Below are 19268 nucleotides of genomic sequence, written 5' to 3' on the forward strand. Positions count from 1 at the left end.
CCCTTGGTGACATCTGCAGCATGTTCTCACCCGAAGAATGCTGGAACTACTTCCACGCTGCAGGCTATGTGTCAGGTTAAAAGCGAAATGTTCTAAGGCTTGGGGGCTTCAAACCGGGATGGCGGCTTCATGACCTTTGGCATTTCACGTAAACTGACCCTGATGATCGGGGTTGCGGTGACCCTCAGCATCCTTGCGATGTCGCTGCAGCTCTATTCCCTGCACAAGATTCTGTGGAAGGACCGTCAGGACCTGATCGCGACGCAGGTCGAAAGCACGATGAGCATGCTGGCGCATTTCGCGGCCCAGGCCGATGCGGGCGCCATGACCCTGGACGAGGCGCAGACCCGTGCCAAGGAGGCCGCGCGCGCCATCCGCTATGGCGACGGCGACTATGTGTTCATGTACGACCCCCAGGGCATCCGCGTGATGCACCCCGATACCGAGCGAGAGGGCACCAATGCCTGGGAGGCGACCGACGCGAACGGCAAGCTGCATATCCGCGAGATGATCCAGACGGCGCAGGCGGGCGGGGGCTTCACGGACTATCACGTCGCGCGCCTGTCGGGCGGCGATCCGCAGCCCAAGCTGTCCTATTCGGCCTTGTTCCAACCCTGGGACTGGACCGTGGGCGCGGGGCTTTATGTCGACGACCTCAATGCCGATTTCATGGCCGAGCTGCAACGCAGCGGGATCTGGTCGGCGCTGCTGCTGGCCGCGCTGATCGCCTGCGCGGTGCCGCTGTCGCGCAGCATCAGCCGTCCCATCAAGACGCTGACCGCGATGATGGGACGCCTGGCGCAGGGCCAGACCGACCTGCCCGCCCCCGGCGCCACCCGCCGCGACGAGATCGGTGCCATGGCCCGCGCCGTCGAGACCTTTCGCGCCGCCACCATCGACCGCGACCGCCTGAGCGCCGAGGCCGAGGCCGTGAACGCCCGCCAGGCCGCCATGGTCGAGGAGACCAGCCGCCGCGCGACGCAACTGCAACAGTTCGTGGCCGCGATCAGCACGGGGTTCGATACGCTCAGCCGCGGCGATCTGACGGTGCGCATCACCCAGGATGTCGCCCCCGAATTCGAGGCGATCAAGCGGCAGTTCAACGACTCGCTCGGCCAGTTGGACGAGGCTCTGGGCACGGTGGTCGAGGGGGTGGGCATCATCCGCGCCGGCCTGGCCGAGATCAGTGCCGCCGCGCATGATCTGGCCCATCGCACCGAACAGCAGGCCGCCAACCTTGAGGAAACCGTCGCCGCCCTGACCGAGGTGTCGCGCGGGGTCGACGAATCCGCCGAGGGCGCCTCCAGCGCACAGACCAGCGCCGAGACCGCCCAGCACAACGCCCAAGGCGGCGGAGAGATCGTCCAGAAGGCCGTCTCGGCGGTCGGTGAGATCGAGGAATCGACCCAGAAGATCGGCACCATCGTCACGGTCATCGACGAGATCGCCTTCCAGACCAACCTGCTGGCCCTGAACGCCGGCATCGAGGCCGCCCGCGCCGGAGAGGCCGGTCGCGGCTTTGCGGTCGTGGCGCACGAGGTCCGCGCCCTGGCCCATAAATCGGCCGAGGCCGCGCATCAGATCAAGGATCTGATCGGCACCTCCAACCTGCATGTCCGCGAGGGCGCCGATCTGGTGCGCGCATCGGGGACGTCGCTGGTGACCATCGTCGAGGAGGTCTCGGCGGTGCGCACGATCATCACCATGATCGCCTCGCGCACCCGTGAGCAGTCGCAAAGCCTGCGGTCGCTGTCGGCGGGCGCGGACCAGATGGACAAGGTCACCCAGCAGAACGCCGCCATGGTCGAACAGACCACAGCCGCCGCCCGCGCGCTTGAGGAGCAGACCGATCAGCTGGCCGGAAAGGCGCGACAGTTCCGCACCTCGCCGCAGAAATCGATGGCGGGCGTCCCGGCCTCGCATCACGCGGCGGTGGAACGCGCCGTCGCCGCAGGCTGGTAGGCCGCAATCCGCCCTGCGCCGGGGGCCCTGTTCCCCCGCGCAGGGCATTTGACGCGGCCCCCCATGTGGTTACAGTGCGCCAACACGATATTAAGGGGGCGGATCATGGAACTGATGGCACGGGCGACGGCGGCGGTAGGCGCGGCGATGGTCGCGATCAGGCGCTATGGCGCGCCACGGGTTCAGGCGGTCGGCCAGGAACCGCAGATCCCCGAGGCGCGGGCGCAGGGCATCATGACCCTCAAGATGCCCACCGCCAAGGGCTGGGCCCCCGGCCATGTTCCCGATTGTGCGCCGGGGCTGGCGGTCAATGCCTTTGCCTCGGGGCTGGATCACCCGCGCTGGATCGAGGTCCTGCCGAATGGCGACGTGCTGATCGCCGAATCCAAGGAACAGCCCGCCCCGCCCAAGACCCTGATGGATCATGCGGCCCAGGCCACCATGCGCCGCGCCCGCGCCATCGGCATCAGCGCGAACCGCATCACCCTGTGGCGTGACAGCGATGGCGACGGCGTGGCCGAGACGCGCGAGGTGTTCCTGCAGGACCAGAACCAGCCCTTTGGCATGGCCGTGGTGGGTGACACCTTCTATGTCGGCAATACCGACGGCATCGTGGCCTTTCCCTATCAGCCCGGCCAGACGACGATTACCGCCTCGGGCCGCACGCTGGTCTCCTTCAAGCCCAACGGCCACTGGACCCGCAGCCTGATCGTCGCTCCGGACGGGAGCGGGCTTTATGCCGGTGTCGGATCGCTGAGCAATATCGGCGACCAGGGCATGGCCGCCGAGGAGGGCCGCGCCGCCATCTGGCATCTGGATCTTGCAACCGAACAGGCGCGCATCTTTGCCAGCGGCCTCCGCAACGCGGTCGGCATGGCCTGGGAGCCGCAAACCGGCGTCCTGTGGACGGTGGTGAACGAACGCGACGGGCTGGGCGACGAGACGCCGCCCGATTACCTGACCTCGGTCCGCGATGGGGGTTTCTATGGCTGGCCCTATTGCTACTGGGGGCAGACGGTGGACGACCGGGTCGCGCAGGACGCCGAGATGGTCGCCCGCGCCATCACGCCCGATTACGCCCTTGGCGGCCATACCGCATCCCTGGGGCTGTGCTGGATGCCCGCGGGCACGCTGCCCGGCTTTCCCGACGGAATGGTCATCGGCCAGCATGGCTCGTGGAACCGCTCAAAGCTCAGCGGATACCGGGTGATCTTTGTGCCCTTCGCGAATGGCAAGCCATCGGGGCCGCCCCGCGACATCCTGTCGGGATTCCTGTCCGAGGACGAGCGTCACGCCTATGGCCGCCCGGTGGGCGTCGCGATCGGCGCCGACGGACGCTCGCTATTGGTGGCGGACGATATGGGCGACATCATCTGGCGCGTGACGGCCGCCTGAGGCGCGCCTTAGCGGGTCACAGTCACGGCCAGCACCACCGCGCAGGCCAAGGTCAGCGCGATCAGCATCAGGGCGAGGATCAGGGCAAGCCGGGGGCGCATCGTCACACCATCTCGAAGATTTCACTGTGGATGCGCCCCAGGGGCACACCCATCTGGCGCAACGCGGGCCGGATCGCCTCCAGCATCGGCGCGGGTCCGCACATCATGTGCGGCCAGTCGCGCCCCTTGGCGGGCAGAAGGCGCGCCAGCAGGTCGGCGTCGATCCGCCCCTCGGCGACCTGATGATCCTGCGGCGGCCAATTGCGGTCTGGCGGGTTCTGGATCACATGGGTCACGTGCAGATCGATACGGGTAGCCATGCGCGCCAGTTCATCGCGAAAGGCCACCTCGTCCCAGCTGTCATTGGCATAGAGCAGATGCACCGGGCGCAGGTCGCGACGGGCCTCCAGCGCGTGCAGGTTCGCCATGATGGGGGTGATGCCCACCCCTCCCGCGATCATCACGAACCCGTCGGCATCAGCCTCTCGGTCGACGGTGAAGACGCCATAGGGGCCGTCGATCCAAGCGGTCGTGCCAGGCTTGGTCCGGGCCAGACGGGCGCTGTCATCGCCCAGGGGCTTGATCGAAAAGCTGATGCGCGGCCCCTTGTCCGGCGCGGTCGAGATGGTGAAGGGATGCTCGCGCAGCGAAAAGGGCGACCCGCCGACCGCCAGCCAGGCGAACTGCCCCGGCCGCCAGTCGCGCAGCGGACGCCCCTGCGGCTCCAGCACCAGGGTGCGGATATCGTCGCCCTCGTCGCGGTTCTCGACCACGCGCCAAGGGTTGCGCGACTGCCGCCAAGGGCGGATCAGGCGAGTGTGGACGATCAGCCCGGCCCAGGCCACGGTCACCGCCAGCCACAGCCCGCGGGTGCCGTCCTGACCGGTAAAATGCCCCGCCCCCAGCACATGCCAGATGGCCGCGGCAAAGCCCGTCAGGGCCAGCCCGACATGCAGCCGCCGCCACCAAAGATAGTCCAGCCGCAGCCATTTGCGGAACTCCGAGCTGACGATCAGCGTCACAAAGCACAGCAACGCCACCCGCCCTGCGGTCATGTAGGCGGGCGCGGCCAGCGGGTTCAGCACCCCCATGTCGTCCTTGTGCCACAGATACAGGATCGCAAAATGGCCCAGCATCAGCGCCACCGCACCCCAGCTGAGGAACCGGTGGAACACCGGAATGATGTCGGCACCGAACGGGCGCAGCAGCACCTTGATCCGCCCGGTCAGCGCGAATTGCAGGCCGGCCAGCGCCAGCGCGCCAAAGCCCAGGCCGTAAGACAGGTTGCGCATCAGCGACGGATCGCGCGGCGGATCGCCCGACAGGATCACCAGATAAGGCAGCACCAACCCCACCGCCGCCACCATCAGCCAGCCCGCGGCCTGAAGGCGAACGGCGGCGGTGTGGTCGCCGGGTCGGACATGCCTGTGTGGTGCGTTACGTGTCGTGTCATCCATGCCACGCCAACGCCACGCCTCCGGGCGGGTTCCGCATGGCGTGGAACCGACCCCGAAGACCGGTGTTGCTCCCCATGACATGCGTTCCGACCGATCCGGCCCGCACCATCCCTGAGGAGACAGAATGACAGACACCCCCATGCCCTATTGCGGGCCTGCCCCGGTTCCGGGCCAGCTGTGGAGCAGCTGGAACATGGACCCTGTCGTGCTGGCCGCCATCGCGGTGCTGGCCGTGATCCTGATCCGGCGCGGCGGGCGCGCGGGCCTTGCGCCGGGCGCGATCGCGGTCGGTGCGCTGGTGCTGGCGTTCGTGTCGCCGCTCTGCGCGCTGACGGTGGCGCTGTTTTCGGCACGTGCGGCGCATCATCTGGTGCTGATCACGCTGGCCGCGCCGGCGCTGGCCGTGGCGATGCCGCTGCTGGCGCGGGTGCCTGCGGGGCTGTCGCTGGCGGCCTTGTCCGGTGCGATGATCGCCTGGCACCTGCCGGGGGTCTATGATGCGATCTGGGCGTCGGACGTGCTGTACTGGCTGATGCAGGGTGCGATGCTGCTGCCGGCCTGGGCGTTCTGGTCGGCGGTGCTGGCCCCCGGTTTCGGCGCCGAGGAGGCGATCCGCCGCGCCGCGCTGATCGGCGGCTTGGCGGCGGTCATGGGCTTTCTGGGCGCGATCCTGACCTTTGCGCCGTCGATCCTGTATTTCCCCCATGTCGCGGGCACGATCCCCTGGGGCCTGTCGCCGCTGGCGGATCAGCAGCTGGCGGGGTTGGTGATGTGGGTGCCGGGCTTTGTGCCGGTGGCGGCGATCGCCGGGCGGATGCTGTGGCTGGCATGGCGCAGGGGGTTTGCGGCATGATCATCGCGGGGCTGAAATACCTGCACCTGGCGGCCATGCTGTGCTGGTGCGCGGCCATGGTCGCGCTGCCGCTGATGCTGCATTTCTATGGCGCGATCTGGCGCAGCACCACCGGATCAGAGCAGACGCAAGCGCGCTATGCCGAATTCCGGCTGATCACGCATTACGGCTATATCGGTTTTGCCACGCCCGCGGCGATCATCGCCATTGCGGCGGGCACGGGTCTGATCTTTGCCGCGCAGGTGTTCGATCTGTGGTTCGTGGCCAAGCTGGCGCTGGTCGCGGGCATGGCGCTGGTCCATGCCTGGATCGGCCATCTGGTCCTGTCGTCGGGGGAAAACCGCGGCCTGCGGAACATGCCGTCGTCGCTCTGGGCGTTGGTTATGGGGGTGCCGCTGATGGTCGGGGTCCTGTGGCTGGTCCTGGCCAAGCCCGACTTGGCCTGGATCGCGGACTGGATGCCTGAATTCATGCTGGCCCCCCGCGGTCAGGCGGCGGGCCAGACATGAGGGCCGGTTCAGCCGCCCGCGCCGTGACTCTTGGTGCCGATCTGATAGTCGAAGACCAGCTTGCCGCCATGCCATCCGGTGATGCCGGTCATGGCCGCGGTCAGGGCCGACAGCAGGATGCCCCAGGGCAGGACCACGGCCTGCGGGTCGGGCAGACGAAAGCCCCAGTTCAACCCCAGCAACGACAACAGCATCACCGCGAGGATGAAATGCGTCCAGCTTGCCGCCCGGATGCGGATCCCCGGCACCATCAGCAACTCGATCGTGCCGGTGATCCCGGCCAGCACCCCCAGGCCAAAGGCCGCACCCGTGGCCCACAGCGCGACGCGGGGCCAGAAATCGTCGGCGGTCAGCCAGTACATCGCATCGGCGCCGAAGGTGGAAAAGGCCAGCGCGATGGGAAAGGCCACCATCATCGCATGCAGCGGGTGGCCCGAGACGGCGATCTTGGTCTCGGTGTCGTTGAAGGTGACGTGCTCCTCGATGGGGTCGGCAAGGCGGCGGCGCTGTTTCCAGCTGCGTTTCTGGCGCATGGGCGGTTCCTCTGGCTGAAGGGTCATGGGCACAAGGCCCTGGCACTGTCCGCGGTTCCCCTGCTGGCCGGATGCGATGGCGCGCTGAGCACGCTGGCCCCTTCGGGGCCGGCCGCGCGCGACATCGCGATGCTGTGGTGGGCGATGCTGATCGGGTCGGGGCTGATCACCGCGCTGGTGCTGGGCCTGCTGATGGCAGCGGTGCGCAACAACGGCGCGCGGCGGTCGGAACGCGGCTGGATCTGGGGCTGGGGCCTGGGCTTCACCGGCGCCGTCCTGGTGGTGCTGCTGGGGTTTTCGCTGTGGATCGGGGAACGCATGCTGGCGCGCGGCGACGATGCGCTGCGCGTGGGCGCGCATGCCGCGCAGTGGGAATGGCGCTTCACCCAGCCCGGCCCTGACGGCCTGCCCGTCCAGACCGTCGACACCCTCTATATCCCCGCCGGAGAGAGCTTTGACGTGGAGATCACCGCCCAGGACGTGATCCACAGCTTTTGGGTGCCGCAGCTGGGCGGCAAGATGGATGCCATTCCCGGCCACCAAAACCTGCACCGCCTGCGCGCGGACACGCCCGGCATCTATGAGGGGCTTTGTGCCGAATTCTGCGGGATCGGCCACAGCTTCATGCGTTTCACCGTCGTGGCCTATGACCCGACCGGCCCCATGCCCGACATGTCGGCCGACCTGATCCCGGAGACCCGCCCATGACCGTCACCCGCCCCATGGGCGACCGCGACATCGCGCCGAACGAGCCGATGTTCGACCCCCGCGCCGACATCGCCCCCAACGACACCCGCCGCGCCCTGTCGCTGCACCGCGAGCTGGACCGGACCTGGCGCGATGAGCCGGGCTGGCGCGGGTTCTTCACCTCGGTCAACCACGGCACGATCGGGCTGCGGTTCATGGTGACGTCCTTCGTGTTCTTCGCCATCGGCGGCGTGCTGGCCATGATGATCCGCGCGCAGCTGGCGACGCGGCAGGGCGCGTTCCTGGACGTGGACCTGTATAATCAGATCTTCACGATGCATGGCAGCATCATGATGTTCCTCTTCGCCATCCCCATGCTGGAGGGGCTGGCCCTGTGGCTCTTGCCCAAGATCCTGGGCGCGCGCGACATGGCCTTTCCGCGCCTGTCGGCCCTTGGGTACTGGTGCTATCTGTTCGGGGGCACGGTCATCGTCGGCTCGCTGCTGTTCGGGCTGGCGCCCGATGACGGCTGGTTCATGTACACGCCCCTGTCCGACCGCACCCATTCGCCCGGCGTGAACGCCGATGTCTGGCTGCTGGGCGTGACCTTCGTCGAGATCAGCGCCATGGCCGCCGCGGTCGAGATCACCGTGACCATCCTGCGCTGCCGCGCGGCGCATATGCCGCTGACCCGGATGCCGCTGATGGGCTGGTATCTGCTGGGCACGGCGGTGATGATGCTGGTGGGGTTCCCGCCGCTGATCCTCGGCTCGATCCTGCTGGAGGTGCAGCGTGCCTTCGACTGGCCGTTCTTCGACGTGGCGCGGGGCGGCGATCCGCTGCTGTGGCAGCACCTGTTCTGGCTGTTCGGCCACCCCGAGGTCTATATCATCTTCCTGCCCGCTGCGGGCGCGCTGTCCACGATCATCCCGATCATGGCGCGCACCACGATCCTCGGCTACGGCGCGATCGTCGCGGCCATCGCGGGGCTGGTGTTCCTGTCCTTCGGCCTCTGGGTGCACCACATGTTCACCGTGGGCATCCCGCATATGGCGCTGGCCTTCTTCAGCGCGGCCTCTGCCCTGGTCGCGGTGCCCACGGCGGTCCAGGTCTTTGCCTGGATCGGCACCATGTGGGACGGCAAGGTCAGCTTTCGCCTGCCGATGCTGTATGTCATGGGCTTTTTCATCACCTTCGTCATGGGCGGGCTGACGGGCGTCATGCTGGCCATGGTGCCCTTCAACTGGCAGGCCCATGACACCGCCTTCGTCACCGCGCACCTGCATTACGTGCTGGTCGGCGGCTTCGTCTTTCCGATGCTGGCTGCGGTCAGCTATTGGATGCCGCTGATTTGCGGGCGCTGGCGCGTGCGCGGCCTGGGGGAATCGGCCTTCTGGCTGATCCTGATCGGCTTTCACGGCACCTTCTTCCTGATGCACATGACCGGCCTTCTGGGCATGCCGCGCCGCATCGCGGTCTATCCGAACAACCCGGAATGGGAATGGCTGAACCTGATCTCGTCGATCTTCGGGATGATCATGTCGGCGGGCTTTGCGCTGTTTGCCTTTGACGTGATCATGCAGTGGATGTTCGGACGCCGCAGCCGCCGCAACCCGTGGCGCGCGCCGACGCTGGACTGGGCCATGCCGCTGCCCGCGCCCTCCTACAACTTTGCCTCGCTGCCCGGCCCGCGTCAGGCCGATGCCTCGGCCCTGCTGCCCCTGGCCCGGGGCGAGGGGTTGCTACCCGGCGCGCCGCGCGGTTTCCGAGAGACGCTGGTGGTCGAGGCCGGGACCGGCCGCCCCGACCACGTCGCCGTGCTGGCGACCAGCACATGGCTGCCGCTGCTGACCTCGGCTGCCATCGGCAGCTTTTTTGCGGCCATGCTGGTGGGGCTGTACTGGCTGGCGCCTCTGGGCATGGTGCTGACGCTGATCGCGGCCTGGAAATGGGGCGACATCATGGGTACCGACCGCGACCACGCCCCTGCGACCGTCGCCCCCGGCCTGACCCTGCCGCTGCATTGGCAGACGCGCAACACGCTGGCGCGGACCGGGGCCATCGCCCTGCTGCTGGCGGACGGCACGCTCTATGCGGCGCTGCTGTTCGGGGTGGGCTTTCTGTCGGTCGTAGCGCCGGCCTGGCCCGCGCCGCCCAGCACGCTGGTCAGCCTGCCGGTGATCGCGGCGGCCGCGCTGGCCCTGGCCGCGATGGCCCTGGGCCTGCTGGCCTCCCACCGGGCCGAGGCACAGCGCAGCCATGCCGCGGGCGCGGCTTGGGCCGGGCTGGGGCTGGCGGCGGCGCTTGTCGCGCTGGTGGCGCTGGCAGTGGTCGGGTTGGGTCTGGACGATCCGCGCCGCCACGCGCGTGACGCGCTGCGCGGCGCGATCCTGGGCTTTGCGGTGTTCCACGGCGTGATCGCCGCGATGCTGGCGCTGCGTAGCTTGCGCGATGCCCAGACCGGCCGGCTGAGCGAGGTCCGCCGCGGCGCGGCCCCCATCTGGCAGATGTTCCAGGCCTTCTGGCTGACCACGACCGCCGTATCCGTCGCGCTGATCGCCGCTCAGGAGGTGCTGTGATGGGCTGGCTGTGGCGGGCGCTGGCGGGGCCGATCCTGTGGGCGGCGATGTTTTCGCTGGTCTATGCGCTGCACGGCGCGGGCTGCCATCTGGGCTGGCAGGGGCGGCCCGTTCTGGGCACCGACTGGCACCACATGGCGATGTGGCTGGCTTGGGGCGCGGGGCTGGTGGGGCACGGGCTGATCCTGTGGCTGCTGCCGCAGGGCACGGGGCGGCCGCGCCAGCTGATCGGGCTGGGCGCCTGGATCGGGCTTGTCTCGACCCTGGTGACGCTGTTTCCGGTCATCGCGACCTCGACCTGCCTTTGATCCGGGCAATGCGACGACAAGCGCGCATGGACGAAAGAATATGGTGACGCCGTGACATTCGCTTGACGGCGCGGTTTAGGGGAGCAGAGTGAAAGGGCGGGCATTCCGCCCATCGTCTTGAGGATGTCCCATGGGCTCGATCATTGTGTTCCTTCAGATCGGCGGCGCGGTGGCCCTGCTTCTGTTTGGGCTGGGGCTGGTCCGCGACGGCGTGACCACGGCCTTTGGGCTGCGGCTCAAGACCGCCCTGGGGCTGGGCACGCGCAACGGGCCGCGCGCCTTTCTGTCGGGGCTGGTGGCGACGCTTGGGCTGCAATCCTCGACCGCGACGGCGCTGCTGACGGCATCCTTTGTCGGGCGCGGCATGATTGCGGGGCGCATGGCGCAGATCGTGCTGCTGGGCGCCAATGTCGGCACGGCCATCACCGCGGTGATCGTGTCGTCGGGCATCGGCGTCATCGCGCCCGCGCTGATCCTGGCGGGGGTGGCGACCGCGCGACGCACCCATCCCGTGGTCGCGGGCGTGGGCCGGTCGCTGATCGGGCTGGGGCTGATGCTGGTGTCGCTGTCGCTGCTGAGCCAGGGCACCGAACCCCTGCGCGAGGCGCCCCAGATGGCCGCGTTCCTGACCATGCTGGACAGCGCCTGGCCCGTGGCGCTGATCTTTGCCGCGGTGATCGCGGCGGTCTGTTCATCATCCCTGGCCGCGGTGCTGCTGATCGCATCGCTGGACCTGCCCGCGGGGCTGGCCGTGGTGCTGGTCCTGGGCGCGAATATCGGCGGCGCGATCCCGCCCGTGCTGGTGACGGCGGGGGCCGACATGGCGGCACGGCGGTTGACCATCGGCAACCTGCTGGTGCGCGCGTTGGGCTGCCTAGCCGTGCTGCCGGTCGCGCAGCAGGCGGCGCAGCTGATCCTGTGGGCAGCACCCGGGGCCGCATCGCTGCCGGTGGCGGCGCATCTGGGGTTCAATCTGGCGCTGGCGGCGGTGATCTGGCCCTTTGCGGGCCTGCTGTCGCGCCTGTTGGAGCGGGTGCAGCCCGACCTGCCCCCGGTCGAGGACGCCCTGCCCCGCTGGCTGGACGAGGCCGCGCTGGACCAGCCCGCCCTGGCGCTGGCCGGGGCCAGCCGCCAGGCGCTGTCCATCGGCGACGATGTGGGGCGCATGCTGGACCAGACACGGCTGGCCTTTCGCAAGAACGACGCCGCCCCCCTGGCCGAGGTCGTGACGCTGGAGGATCGCGTGGATCTGCGCCAGCAGCAGGTCAAGACCTACCTGTCGCGCCTTGGCCGCGACGCGGATGAGGATGACCGCCGCAGGTCCATCACCATCCTGGATTACGTCATCAACCTGGAGCATGTGGGCGACATCATCGAAAAGGGCCTGGCCGCCGGCGTGCGCAAGAAGATCGGCTTGGGCCTGCGCTTTTCCGATGCCGGCTACAAGGAGCTGGACGCGATGTTCCTGATGACCCAGGAGACGCTGCGCATCGCCCAGACCATCTTCATGACCCGCGACACCGATCTGGCCCGCCAGATGATGGAGCAGAAGGTCCAGATCCGCAATTTCGAACGCCAGTCCGCGCAGCGCCACCTGATCCGCCTGCGCGAGGGCCTGGACCAGAGCCGCGAGACATCCTCGCTGCATCTGGACATCCTGCGCGACCTGAAACGGATCAACGCGCATTTCGTGGCCGTGGCCCACCCCATCCTGAACGAGGAGGGCCTGCTGGCCGAAAGCCGGATGCGCAGCCGCTAGGCCGCGCATCCGGGTGCCTCAGGCGGGGCGAACCCGTCCCGCGACCGATGTCCGGCGGTCATCCACGAACCCCTCCAGCACCTGTCCGGGCCGAGGGCGCGTGACCAGGCTGACCGCGACGAAGATCACGCAGGCCACCGGAAAGCCCAGCACCCCCGCGTTCAGCCCCATCAGCGCGTTGCCGGTCAGATACATCACCGTGACGAAGGCGACCCCGCCCGCGATCGAAGCGATCGCCCCCGCCGCCGTGCCCCGCCGCCAGAAGAACGCGCCGATGGTCGCGGGCACGATCACCACCAGCCCGACCGAGCTTGCGACCGAGAGGATGGCGATCATGCTGAACTCCATCGCGGCAAAGCCCATCGCCAGAGCCGAGATCACCGGGATCACCCATTTGCCGATGCGCAGTTGGCGGGCATCGTCGTGATCGCCCGTCAGGTTGCCATAGACGTCGCGTGCAAAGATCGACGACAGCGTCAGCAGGATCGAATCGATGGTCGAGATCGCCGCTGCCATGATGCCGATCATCACGATCACCCCCAGAACCGGCGGCACATAGGAGGATGACAGCAGCGTCGCGGTCGCCAGGTCAGGCCGCTCCAGCCCCGGGAACAGCACAAAGGCCGAAAAGCCCCAGATCACCGACACGATGGTATAGACCAGCCCGAAGCACAGAAAGATGATCAGCATTCGCCGCATCGCGGCCAGCGATGCCGGCATGAACAGCCGCTGGCTGACCTGCGGGTTCGAGATGGCGAAGAAGAACCACGGCAGCGACATCCCCAGGAAGGTTGCAAAGCTGAACAGCCCCGGCCCGGGCACCTGCAGATGCGCGGGTGATGCCTGCACGATGCGGTCGAACAGGCTGAAGAACCCGCCCAGTTCCGCCACCACAAGCCCGCAGACCGCGACCGAGGCCACGATCATCACCAGCGCCTGCAGGCTGTCCGTCCACATCACGGACCGGATGCCCGCGATCCAGGAAAACAGGATCGCCAGCACCGTGGCGATCAGGATGCCGGTGCCAAAGCTGATCTGACCCTGGGTCATGCCCGACAGCAGATAGCCCACGCCCGACAGCTGCACCGCCGAATAGGGGATCAGGAAGACCAGGCTGGTCAGCCCCGCCAGCACCGCGACCCATTTGCTGCCATAGCGCAGGCCCAGCATCTCGAACGGGGTGACGACGCCATGCATCCGCCCGACCCGCCAGAAGCGCGGCCCGAAGATGGCGACCAGGGTGACGCCCGCGAAATACACGATCTCGAACCCAAGGGCGCCGACGCCACCGCGATAGGTCAGCCCGGCCAGCCCCACCATCATGAAGGCCGAATAGGTCGTCGCCGAATAGCTGAGCGCCAGGACGATGCCGCCCATCTTGCGGTTGCCCAGGAAATAGCCCGACATCGACCCCGGCGCGCCGGACCGCGACGCCCAGGCCACGGCCATCGACAGCACGACATAGATCGCGATGCCCCACAGAACCAGCGACAGGGTCATTCGCCCTCCTCCGTGAAACCGGCGGTCGCGGTGATGTTCAGCACGATGATGGCCAGACCGGCCAGGCACCAGAACAGAAAGCTGCCATACCAGGCGGCCACATGCCCGATCAGGGCATAGGGCACGGCAAAGCAGGACAGGATGACCAGCGCGACCAGCCAGAGCGACAGGCGTCGGGACATGAGAGAAACCTCCCTGAAAGGGCGGGCGACCTTCGGCGATGCCGGGCAGCCTCGTTGAGCGGTGGGGCCCGCGCGACCGCGCCACGGCACGGACGATCACGCCGGCGTGACCGGTTCTCCGGCCACGGCGTGCAGCCATGCCTGTTCTGCGCCATATTTCAAGCACGCATTTTCACCCGGACCGCGAATGCGGGCGGGTTCGGTCGCCCCAGGGCAGGCGATGCGCAGGTCCGGGTGCCGCCCGCCCGGTCATTCCGGGCGGGCGGCAGGGGGCGTCAGCCCGACACGCCCTTCAGGCGGATGATGCCGTCGGCATAGGGTTCGAACCCTTCGATCCCGGTCCGCATCGTGTAGAAATACTTGATGTGGTACAGATAGATCAGCGGCAGGTCGTTCTTGAGGATGTCGCGCGTCTGGTCATACAGCGCCTTGCGGGCGTCAGTATCGGGCAGAGTGCGCGCCTCGGCCAGCAGGGCATCGACCTCATCGTTGCGGTAATGCTGGTCGTTGTTGGCGCCGTCGCTGCCGACAAAGGGGTGGATGTTGGCATCCGGGTCGATGCGCCCCGACCAGCCCTGCAGCGACATGTCGAAATTGCCGGCCACGTTCTCGGCCAGAAGCGTCGCGAATTCCGTCGCCCGCAGCGAGATGTCAAAGCCCGCCTCGGAGGCCATGGCCTGCACAACCTGGCCCACCTGCTGGGCGATGGGGTTGTTGCCGATCTGCATCTCGATGCGGATGGGGGTCTCGACCCCGGCCTCGGCCAGCAGTTCGCGGGCGCGGTCGATGTCGCGGGCGGGCAGCGGGTCGTTGTCGTCATACCAGGCGGTGCCCGGCGCGGCCCATTGGTTGCCGACCACGTATTCGCCCTCGAAGACGACCTGGTTCAGCGCCTCGCGGTCGATGGACAGCGACAGCGCCTGCCGCACCAGCGGGTTCGACCCAAGCGGCCCATCGGCGCGCGGGCCGTTGCCCACGTTCACGGTGATGCCCTGATAGCCGATATTGGGCACCTCAAACAGCTGCAGGCGGCTGTCCTCGCGGATGCCGGGCACGTCCGAGGGGGCGGTGCGTTCGATGATGTCCAGATCGCCCGAACGGACATTGGCCAGGCGCACGGTCGTGTCCGGGATCGGCTGATAGATCACCCGGTCATAGTGATACTCGTCCGCCTCCCAGTGATCCGCGAATTTCTCCAGCACGATGCGGTCGCCTTCGACGCGGTCGACAAAGGCATAGGGGCCGGTGCAGACCGGGCGCGTGCCGAAGGCGGCCCCGGCTTCCTCGGCGGCGTCGGGCGAATACATGCGGCCCGCGTGATGGGCCAGCTGCGCCAGCAGCGTCACGTCGGGCGCGTTCAGGGTGATTGTCAGCTCATGATCGCCCGTGGCCTCGGCCGAAGCGATCGAGGACAGCTCTCCGCGGCGGCGGCTTTCCTGCATGGTCATGTTGCGGTCCAACACGCGAGCCGCGCTGGCCGCGTCGAAAGGCGTGCCGTCGTGATGGGTGACCCCCTCGCGCAGCTGCAGCACCAGGGTCAGCCCGTCCTCGGACCAGGACCAGTCGGTCGCCAGCTCGGGGATGATTTCCATGTCGGTATTGGTGTTGAACAGGCGCGCACAGAGCGATTCATAGACCAGCGACGACACGAAGGTCCGCGACTGCGCCGGGTCCAGCGAATCCGGGTCCTCGTTCAGACCGATCCGCAGATCGGCGGCAAAGGCCATGCTGCCAAGGGCGACCGTGCCCAGCAGCGTGGCCATGAAGGCGGTTGTTTTCATCGGATATCTCCCCGTCTTGTTTGTCATGGGCGGCCCGTGCGGGCCGCATGAGGCCCGGCCCCGTGACAGGGCCGGAGGGGCGGTCGCCGCCGCAATGGTCACGGTCGGCGGCGAACCACTTTGCAATGGTTCACCCTATGGTTCGACAGGGCGGACTGGCAAGCGCCCTGGCCGCGAAACCGCGTTCTTCGGGCGGTATTGCGCATTTGGCGGGCGATGGGCGCCATGGGCAGGCAGTCCGGCAACTGGGCATCACCACCCGCCAGGGGCCGGGCCACGGCGCGCGGCCAGGACGGTTGCCTTTTGTGCCTGCCTGCCTATAAGCGTGCCCATGCGCAAGGAGCCCGGTGAAAGCCCGGGTGGCTCTTCCGGCCGCCGATCCGCCGGACAATCCTCTGACAAGCCCCGCGTCGATGCCGCGACGTTCCGGACGGAACCAGCCGGTGCGGGGAAATTGGATACCATATGACATCATTTTCCGAATACCGCAGCCAATGGTTCGGCAACATCCGTCCCGACCTGCTGGCCGGGCTGGTCGTGGCCCTGGCCCTCATCCCCGAGGCGATCGCCTTTTCCATCATCGCAGGCGTAGACCCCAAGGTGGGGCTGTATGCCAGCTTTTCCATCGCGGTGATCACGGCCATCGTGGGCGGCAGGCCCGGGATGATCTCGGCCGCGACGGCGGCGACGGCAGTGCTGATGATCACGCTGGTGCGCGATCACGGGCTGGAATACCTGCTGGCGGCCACCGTGCTGGCCGGGCTGATCCAGATCGGTGCGGGCCTGCTGAAGCTGGGTCGCTTCATGCGCTATGTCTCGAAATCGGTGATGACCGGGTTCGTGAACGCGCTGGCGATCCTGATCTTCATGGCGCAGCTGCCAGAGCTGGACCTGGCCAATCCCGGCGTCACCTGGCTGACCTGGGCGCTGGTCGCGGCGGGGCTGGCGATCATCTATCTGCTGCCGCGCCTGACCACAGCGATCCCCTCGCCGCTGATCACGATCATCGTGCTGACGGCGCTGATCTGGGTCACGGGCTGGGACGTGCGCACGGTGGGCGATCTGGGCGCGCTGCCCGACACGCTGCCGGTGTTCCTGATCCCGGACATTCCGCTGACGCTGGAGACGCTGCTGATCATCCTGCCCTATTCGACGGCCATCGCCATCGTGGGCCTGCTGGAAAGCCTGATGACCCAGAACATCGTCGATGAGCTGACCGACACCCGGTCGAACCGCAACCAGGAATGCGTGGGCCAGGGCATCGCCAATACCGCGACCGGCTTCATCGGCGGCATGGCGGGCTGCGCGATGATCGGACAGTCGATCATCAACGTCAAATCCGGCGGGCGGGGGCGGCTGTCGTCCTTTACCGCGGGGGTCGTGCTGCTGATCCTGGTGGTGGGCCTGGGCGATCTGGTGGGCATCATTCCCATGCCCGCGCTGGTCGCGATCATGATCATGGTGTCGATCGGCACGTTCAGCTGGTCGTCCATCGCCAACCTGCGCACGCATCCGCGGTCGTCATCGGTGGTGATGCTGGCGACGGTGGCCACGGTGGTGTGGACGCATAACCTGGCCATCGGGGTGCTGGTGGGCGTGATGCTGTCGGGGATCTTCTTCGCGGCCAAGATCGCGCAGCTGTTCCGCATCCGCTCGACCCTGTCGGCGGACGGGAGAGAGCGGACCTATGTGGTCGAGGGTCAGCTGTTCTATGGCTCGGCCGAGGATTTCGCCAATGCCTTCGACTTCCGCGAGGCGGTCGAGGTCGTGACCATCGACGTCAGCGGCGCGCATATCTGGGACATCAGTTCCGTGCAGGCGCTGGACATGGCGATCCTCAAGTTCCGCCGCGCCGGGGCCGAGGTGCGCCTGATCGGCATGAACGAGGCATCCGAAACGCTGGTCGACCGCCTGGCCATCCATGACAAGCCCGGCGCGCTGGACAAGCTGACCGCCCATTGAGGAGCACGACCATGACCGACAAAATCCTGGCTTTGGTGGACGGGTCCGCCTATTCCGACAGCGTCTGCCGCCATGCCGCGTGGATCGCCGCGCGTCTGAACGCGGCGGTGGACGTGATGCATGTCATCGGCCGCCGCGAGGGGGGCGGGTCCGCCCAGAACCTGTCGGGCGCGCTGACCCTGGGTGCCCGCAGCGCCCTGCTGGAGGAGCTGGCCGCCACCGACGCGCAGCGCGCGCGTCTGGCGCAGGCGCGGGGCCGCGCCATCCTGGATGATGCGCAGGCCCTGCTGGGCGCCGACGGACAGGCATCCGTCACCCCGCATCTGCGGCGCGGCGATCTGCTGGAGGAGGTCCGCCAGGCCGAACCCGGCCTGCGCGCCATCGTCATCGGCAAGCGCGGCGAGGGCGCCGATTTCGCCAGCGGCCATCTGGGCTCCAACCTGGAACGGATCGTGCGCGCGGTCAGCGTGCCGGTCTTTGTCGCGGCACGGGCATTCCGTCCGATCGGGCGGGTGCTGGTGGCGTTCGACGGCAGCGTCTCGGCGCGCAAGGCGATCGCACGCATGGCCGACAGCCCGGTCTTTCGTGGGCTGCAGATCACCGTGCTGCATGTCGATACCGGCGCGGGGCCCCTGGGTGCCGCGATGGATCAGGCCATGGCGCAGCTGACCGATGCCGGGCTGGACGCCACCGCGCGCATCCTGCCCGGCCACCCCGACGAGGTGCTGCAAAAGCTGGTCACCGATGAAGGGTTCGATCTGCTGGTGATGGGCGCCTATGGCCATTCGCGCATCCGCCAGCTGATCATCGGGTCGACCACGACAGCGCTGGTGCAGGCGGTGACTATCCCGGTGCTGCTGTATCGCTAAAGGCGCGGGGGCTGCGGTTTCAGCAGGACCGTAGCCCCCTGACAAAGCGGGACAATCCGCGGCTATCCCCGGATCTGTCCCCGGAAATTGTGGATAACCCTGCCCGTCAGGCGGGAACCGCCACCCGGTCGCGCACCGCGCGCAGCGGGTGGCTGACCAGCGGCTGCCACAGCGTCACGTCCAGATCGGGGCCATAGCCCCACCGCGCCGCCGCCCGGATCTGCGCGCTGCTCATCCGCGGGGCGTCGGGGGCGTGGCGGGCATTGCCGTCGGTCAGCGGCTCGGGCGGAGCGGTGGGCGTCAGCGACAGGAACGCCATCACCTGCGCCAGCGTGCCCGCAGGATCGGCCACCAGATCCTCATAGCGCAGCACCAGTGCGGCGTGCAGATGCGCCAGATCCTGCGCCATGCGGTGATGCGCGGCCAGCCAGTGATCGATCAGCGCCGGTGCGGGGTCCGCCACCCACCCGCCCACAGCGGCGGCCACCGCCTGCGGATGACGCAGGATCACCACGAATTGCGACAGCGGGAACAGCTGTTGATACAGGCGCATCCGCGTCAGGTTCACCGGCGATTTCTCGACCCGCCAGGGACGGTCCGGGTCGAACCAGGGCTGCCAGTCCGCCTCCAGGCGCTGGCGGGTGGCCAGGCGGTCCAGCGGATGCCCCTCGGTCATGTGCTGGGCAGGGTCGGTGGCGAAATGCATCGGCCTGCCATGCAGCGCGGTATGGGGAATGGCGCCCTGCAGGTAACAGCCCTCGTTCTCGGGGACGGGGGCGTCGCGGATGGCCGAGACCTCAGGATGGGCCGCGATGGCGCGGGCCAGAACCGAGGTGCCCGACCGGTGCAGCCCGCCCACAAAGACGTATCGATAATGCATGGCGGTTCCCC

16 protein-coding genes and 1 other annotated feature are annotated in these 19268 nt (G+C 68.0%); of the genes, 10 read left to right on the forward strand and 6 right to left on the reverse strand.

Annotation, left to right across the window (positions count from 1 at the left end; genetic code table 11):
* Positions 1 to 129: 129 nt before the first annotated feature.
* Entirely contained in the window at positions 130 to 1962 is a 1833-nt protein-coding gene (locus tag ABS73_RS13385) for a methyl-accepting chemotaxis protein (RefSeq protein ID WP_277023886.1), read from the forward strand.
* Between the two features lie 105 nt (positions 1963 to 2067).
* The gene (locus tag ABS73_RS13390) at positions 2068 to 3357 is read left to right on the forward strand and encodes a PQQ-dependent sugar dehydrogenase (RefSeq protein WP_277023885.1); all 1290 of its coding nucleotides are present in this window, start codon (positions 2068 to 2070) and stop codon (positions 3355 to 3357) included.
* 103 nt (positions 3358 to 3460) lie between these two features.
* Here the strand turns inward: ABS73_RS13390 and ABS73_RS13395 are convergent, their stop codons facing one another.
* A complete protein-coding gene (locus ABS73_RS13395; RefSeq protein ID WP_277023883.1) occupies positions 3461 to 4855 on the reverse strand; it encodes a ferredoxin reductase family protein in 1395 nt (464 codons plus the stop codon).
* A 124-nt stretch (positions 4856 to 4979) separates the two neighbouring features.
* On the opposite strand from ABS73_RS13395, the gene ABS73_RS13400 reads away from it, so the two are divergent.
* Both ABS73_RS13400 and ABS73_RS13405 read left to right on the forward strand, forming a co-directional pair.
* Positions 4980 to 5708, forward strand: a complete 729-nt coding sequence (locus tag ABS73_RS13400; protein WP_277023881.1) for a cytochrome c oxidase assembly protein — start codon at positions 4980 to 4982, stop codon at positions 5706 to 5708.
* Positions 5705 to 6217: a CopD family protein gene (locus ABS73_RS13405; RefSeq protein ID WP_136856612.1), complete on the forward strand. Its 513-nt coding sequence runs from the start codon at positions 5705 to 5707 to the stop codon at positions 6215 to 6217. The genes ABS73_RS13400 and ABS73_RS13405 overlap by 4 nt, the downstream gene beginning before the upstream one ends.
* Before the next feature lie 8 nt (positions 6218 to 6225).
* On the opposite strand, the gene ABS73_RS13410 is transcribed toward ABS73_RS13405, so the two are convergent.
* A complete protein-coding gene (locus ABS73_RS13410) occupies positions 6226 to 6750 on the reverse strand; it encodes a DUF2231 domain-containing protein (RefSeq protein ID WP_136856611.1) in 525 nt (174 codons plus the stop codon).
* Here ABS73_RS13410 and ABS73_RS13415 point away from each other — a divergent pair.
* From ABS73_RS13415 to ABS73_RS13430, 4 genes are all read left to right on the forward strand, one after another.
* Entirely contained in the window at positions 6691 to 7458 is a 768-nt protein-coding gene (locus ABS73_RS13415; protein ID WP_277023876.1) for a cytochrome c oxidase subunit II, read from the forward strand. The two genes, ABS73_RS13410 and ABS73_RS13415, sit on opposite strands and share 60 nt — an antisense overlap.
* Before the next feature lie 47 nt (positions 7459 to 7505).
* Positions 7506 to 10016: a cytochrome c oxidase subunit I gene (gene ctaD / locus ABS73_RS13420; protein WP_423805193.1), complete on the forward strand. Its 2511-nt coding sequence runs from the start codon at positions 7506 to 7508 to the stop codon at positions 10014 to 10016.
* Entirely contained in the window at positions 10016 to 10324 is a 309-nt protein-coding gene (locus tag ABS73_RS13425; RefSeq protein WP_277023872.1) for a hypothetical protein, read from the forward strand. The genes ctaD and ABS73_RS13425 overlap by 1 nt, the downstream gene beginning before the upstream one ends.
* 130 nt (positions 10325 to 10454) lie before the next feature.
* Complete coding sequence (locus ABS73_RS13430; protein WP_277023871.1) at positions 10455 to 12083, forward strand: Na/Pi cotransporter family protein; 1629 nt, start codon at positions 10455 to 10457, stop codon at positions 12081 to 12083.
* An 18-nt stretch (positions 12084 to 12101) separates the two neighbouring features.
* On the opposite strand, the gene ABS73_RS13435 is transcribed toward ABS73_RS13430, so the two are convergent.
* From ABS73_RS13435 to ABS73_RS13445, 3 genes are all read right to left on the reverse strand, one after another.
* Entirely contained in the window at positions 12102 to 13583 is a 1482-nt protein-coding gene (locus tag ABS73_RS13435) for a sodium:solute symporter family protein (protein WP_277023869.1), read from the reverse strand.
* A complete protein-coding gene (locus ABS73_RS13440) occupies positions 13580 to 13765 on the reverse strand; it encodes a hypothetical protein (RefSeq protein ID WP_136856606.1) in 186 nt (61 codons plus the stop codon). Before ABS73_RS13440 ends, ABS73_RS13435 begins: the two co-directional genes overlap by 4 nt.
* Positions 13766 to 14040: 275 nt before the next feature.
* Positions 14041 to 15546: an ABC transporter substrate-binding protein gene (locus ABS73_RS13445; protein WP_277023866.1), complete on the reverse strand. Its 1506-nt coding sequence runs from the start codon at positions 15544 to 15546 to the stop codon at positions 14041 to 14043.
* Between the two features lie 337 nt (positions 15547 to 15883).
* Positions 15884 to 15939: a sequence feature (sul1 is cis-regulatory element that is thought to sense ions involved in sulfur or methionine metabolism; They are found in Alphaproteobacteria), on the forward strand.
* 72 nt (positions 15940 to 16011) lie between these two features.
* Here ABS73_RS13445 and ABS73_RS13450 point away from each other — a divergent pair.
* Both ABS73_RS13450 and ABS73_RS13455 read left to right on the forward strand, forming a co-directional pair.
* Positions 16012 to 17508: a SulP family inorganic anion transporter gene (locus ABS73_RS13450; RefSeq protein ID WP_277023863.1), complete on the forward strand. Its 1497-nt coding sequence runs from the start codon at positions 16012 to 16014 to the stop codon at positions 17506 to 17508.
* An 11-nt stretch (positions 17509 to 17519) separates the two neighbouring features.
* Entirely contained in the window at positions 17520 to 18377 is an 858-nt protein-coding gene (locus tag ABS73_RS13455) for a universal stress protein (RefSeq protein WP_277023860.1), read from the forward strand.
* Positions 18378 to 18483: 106 nt separating this feature from the next.
* On the opposite strand, the gene ABS73_RS13460 is transcribed toward ABS73_RS13455, so the two are convergent.
* Complete coding sequence (locus ABS73_RS13460) at positions 18484 to 19257, reverse strand: sulfotransferase family protein (RefSeq protein WP_277023857.1); 774 nt, start codon at positions 19255 to 19257, stop codon at positions 18484 to 18486.
* Positions 19258 to 19268: the final 11 nt, after the last annotated feature.

Source organism: Paracoccus sp. SCN 68-21 (assembly GCF_001724535.1).
Taxonomy (GTDB): Bacteria; Pseudomonadota; Alphaproteobacteria; order Rhodobacterales; family Rhodobacteraceae; genus Paracoccus; species Paracoccus hibiscisoli.

Coding starts and splice junctions, on each gene's coding strand:
- ABS73_RS13410 (WP_136856611.1), bottom strand. CDS start 6,750: ATGCGCCAGAAACGCAGCTGGAAACAGCGCCGCCGCCTTGCCGACCCC.
- ABS73_RS13455 (WP_277023860.1), top strand. CDS start 17,520: ATGACCGACAAAATCCTGGCTTTGGTGGACGGGTCCGCCTATTCCGAC.
- ctaD (WP_423805193.1), top strand. CDS start 7,506: ATGTTCGACCCCCGCGCCGACATCGCCCCCAACGACACCCGCCGCGCC.
- ABS73_RS13400 (WP_277023881.1), top strand. CDS start 4,980: ATGACAGACACCCCCATGCCCTATTGCGGGCCTGCCCCGGTTCCGGGC.
- ABS73_RS13435 (WP_277023869.1), bottom strand. CDS start 13,583: ATGACCCTGTCGCTGGTTCTGTGGGGCATCGCGATCTATGTCGTGCTG.
- ABS73_RS13450 (WP_277023863.1), top strand. CDS start 16,012: ATGACATCATTTTCCGAATACCGCAGCCAATGGTTCGGCAACATCCGT.
- ABS73_RS13395 (WP_277023883.1), bottom strand. CDS start 4,855: ATGGATGACACGACACGTAACGCACCACACAGGCATGTCCGACCCGGC.
- ABS73_RS13440 (WP_136856606.1), bottom strand. CDS start 13,765: ATGTCCCGACGCCTGTCGCTCTGGCTGGTCGCGCTGGTCATCCTGTCC.
- ABS73_RS13390 (WP_277023885.1), top strand. CDS start 2,068: ATGGAACTGATGGCACGGGCGACGGCGGCGGTAGGCGCGGCGATGGTC.
- ABS73_RS13430 (WP_277023871.1), top strand. CDS start 10,455: ATGGGCTCGATCATTGTGTTCCTTCAGATCGGCGGCGCGGTGGCCCTG.
- ABS73_RS13385 (WP_277023886.1), top strand. CDS start 130: ATGACCTTTGGCATTTCACGTAAACTGACCCTGATGATCGGGGTTGCG.
- ABS73_RS13405 (WP_136856612.1), top strand. CDS start 5,705: ATGATCATCGCGGGGCTGAAATACCTGCACCTGGCGGCCATGCTGTGC.
- ABS73_RS13445 (WP_277023866.1), bottom strand. CDS start 15,546: ATGAAAACAACCGCCTTCATGGCCACGCTGCTGGGCACGGTCGCCCTT.
- ABS73_RS13425 (WP_277023872.1), top strand. CDS start 10,016: ATGGGCTGGCTGTGGCGGGCGCTGGCGGGGCCGATCCTGTGGGCGGCG.
- ABS73_RS13460 (WP_277023857.1), bottom strand. CDS start 19,257: ATGCATTATCGATACGTCTTTGTGGGCGGGCTGCACCGGTCGGGCACC.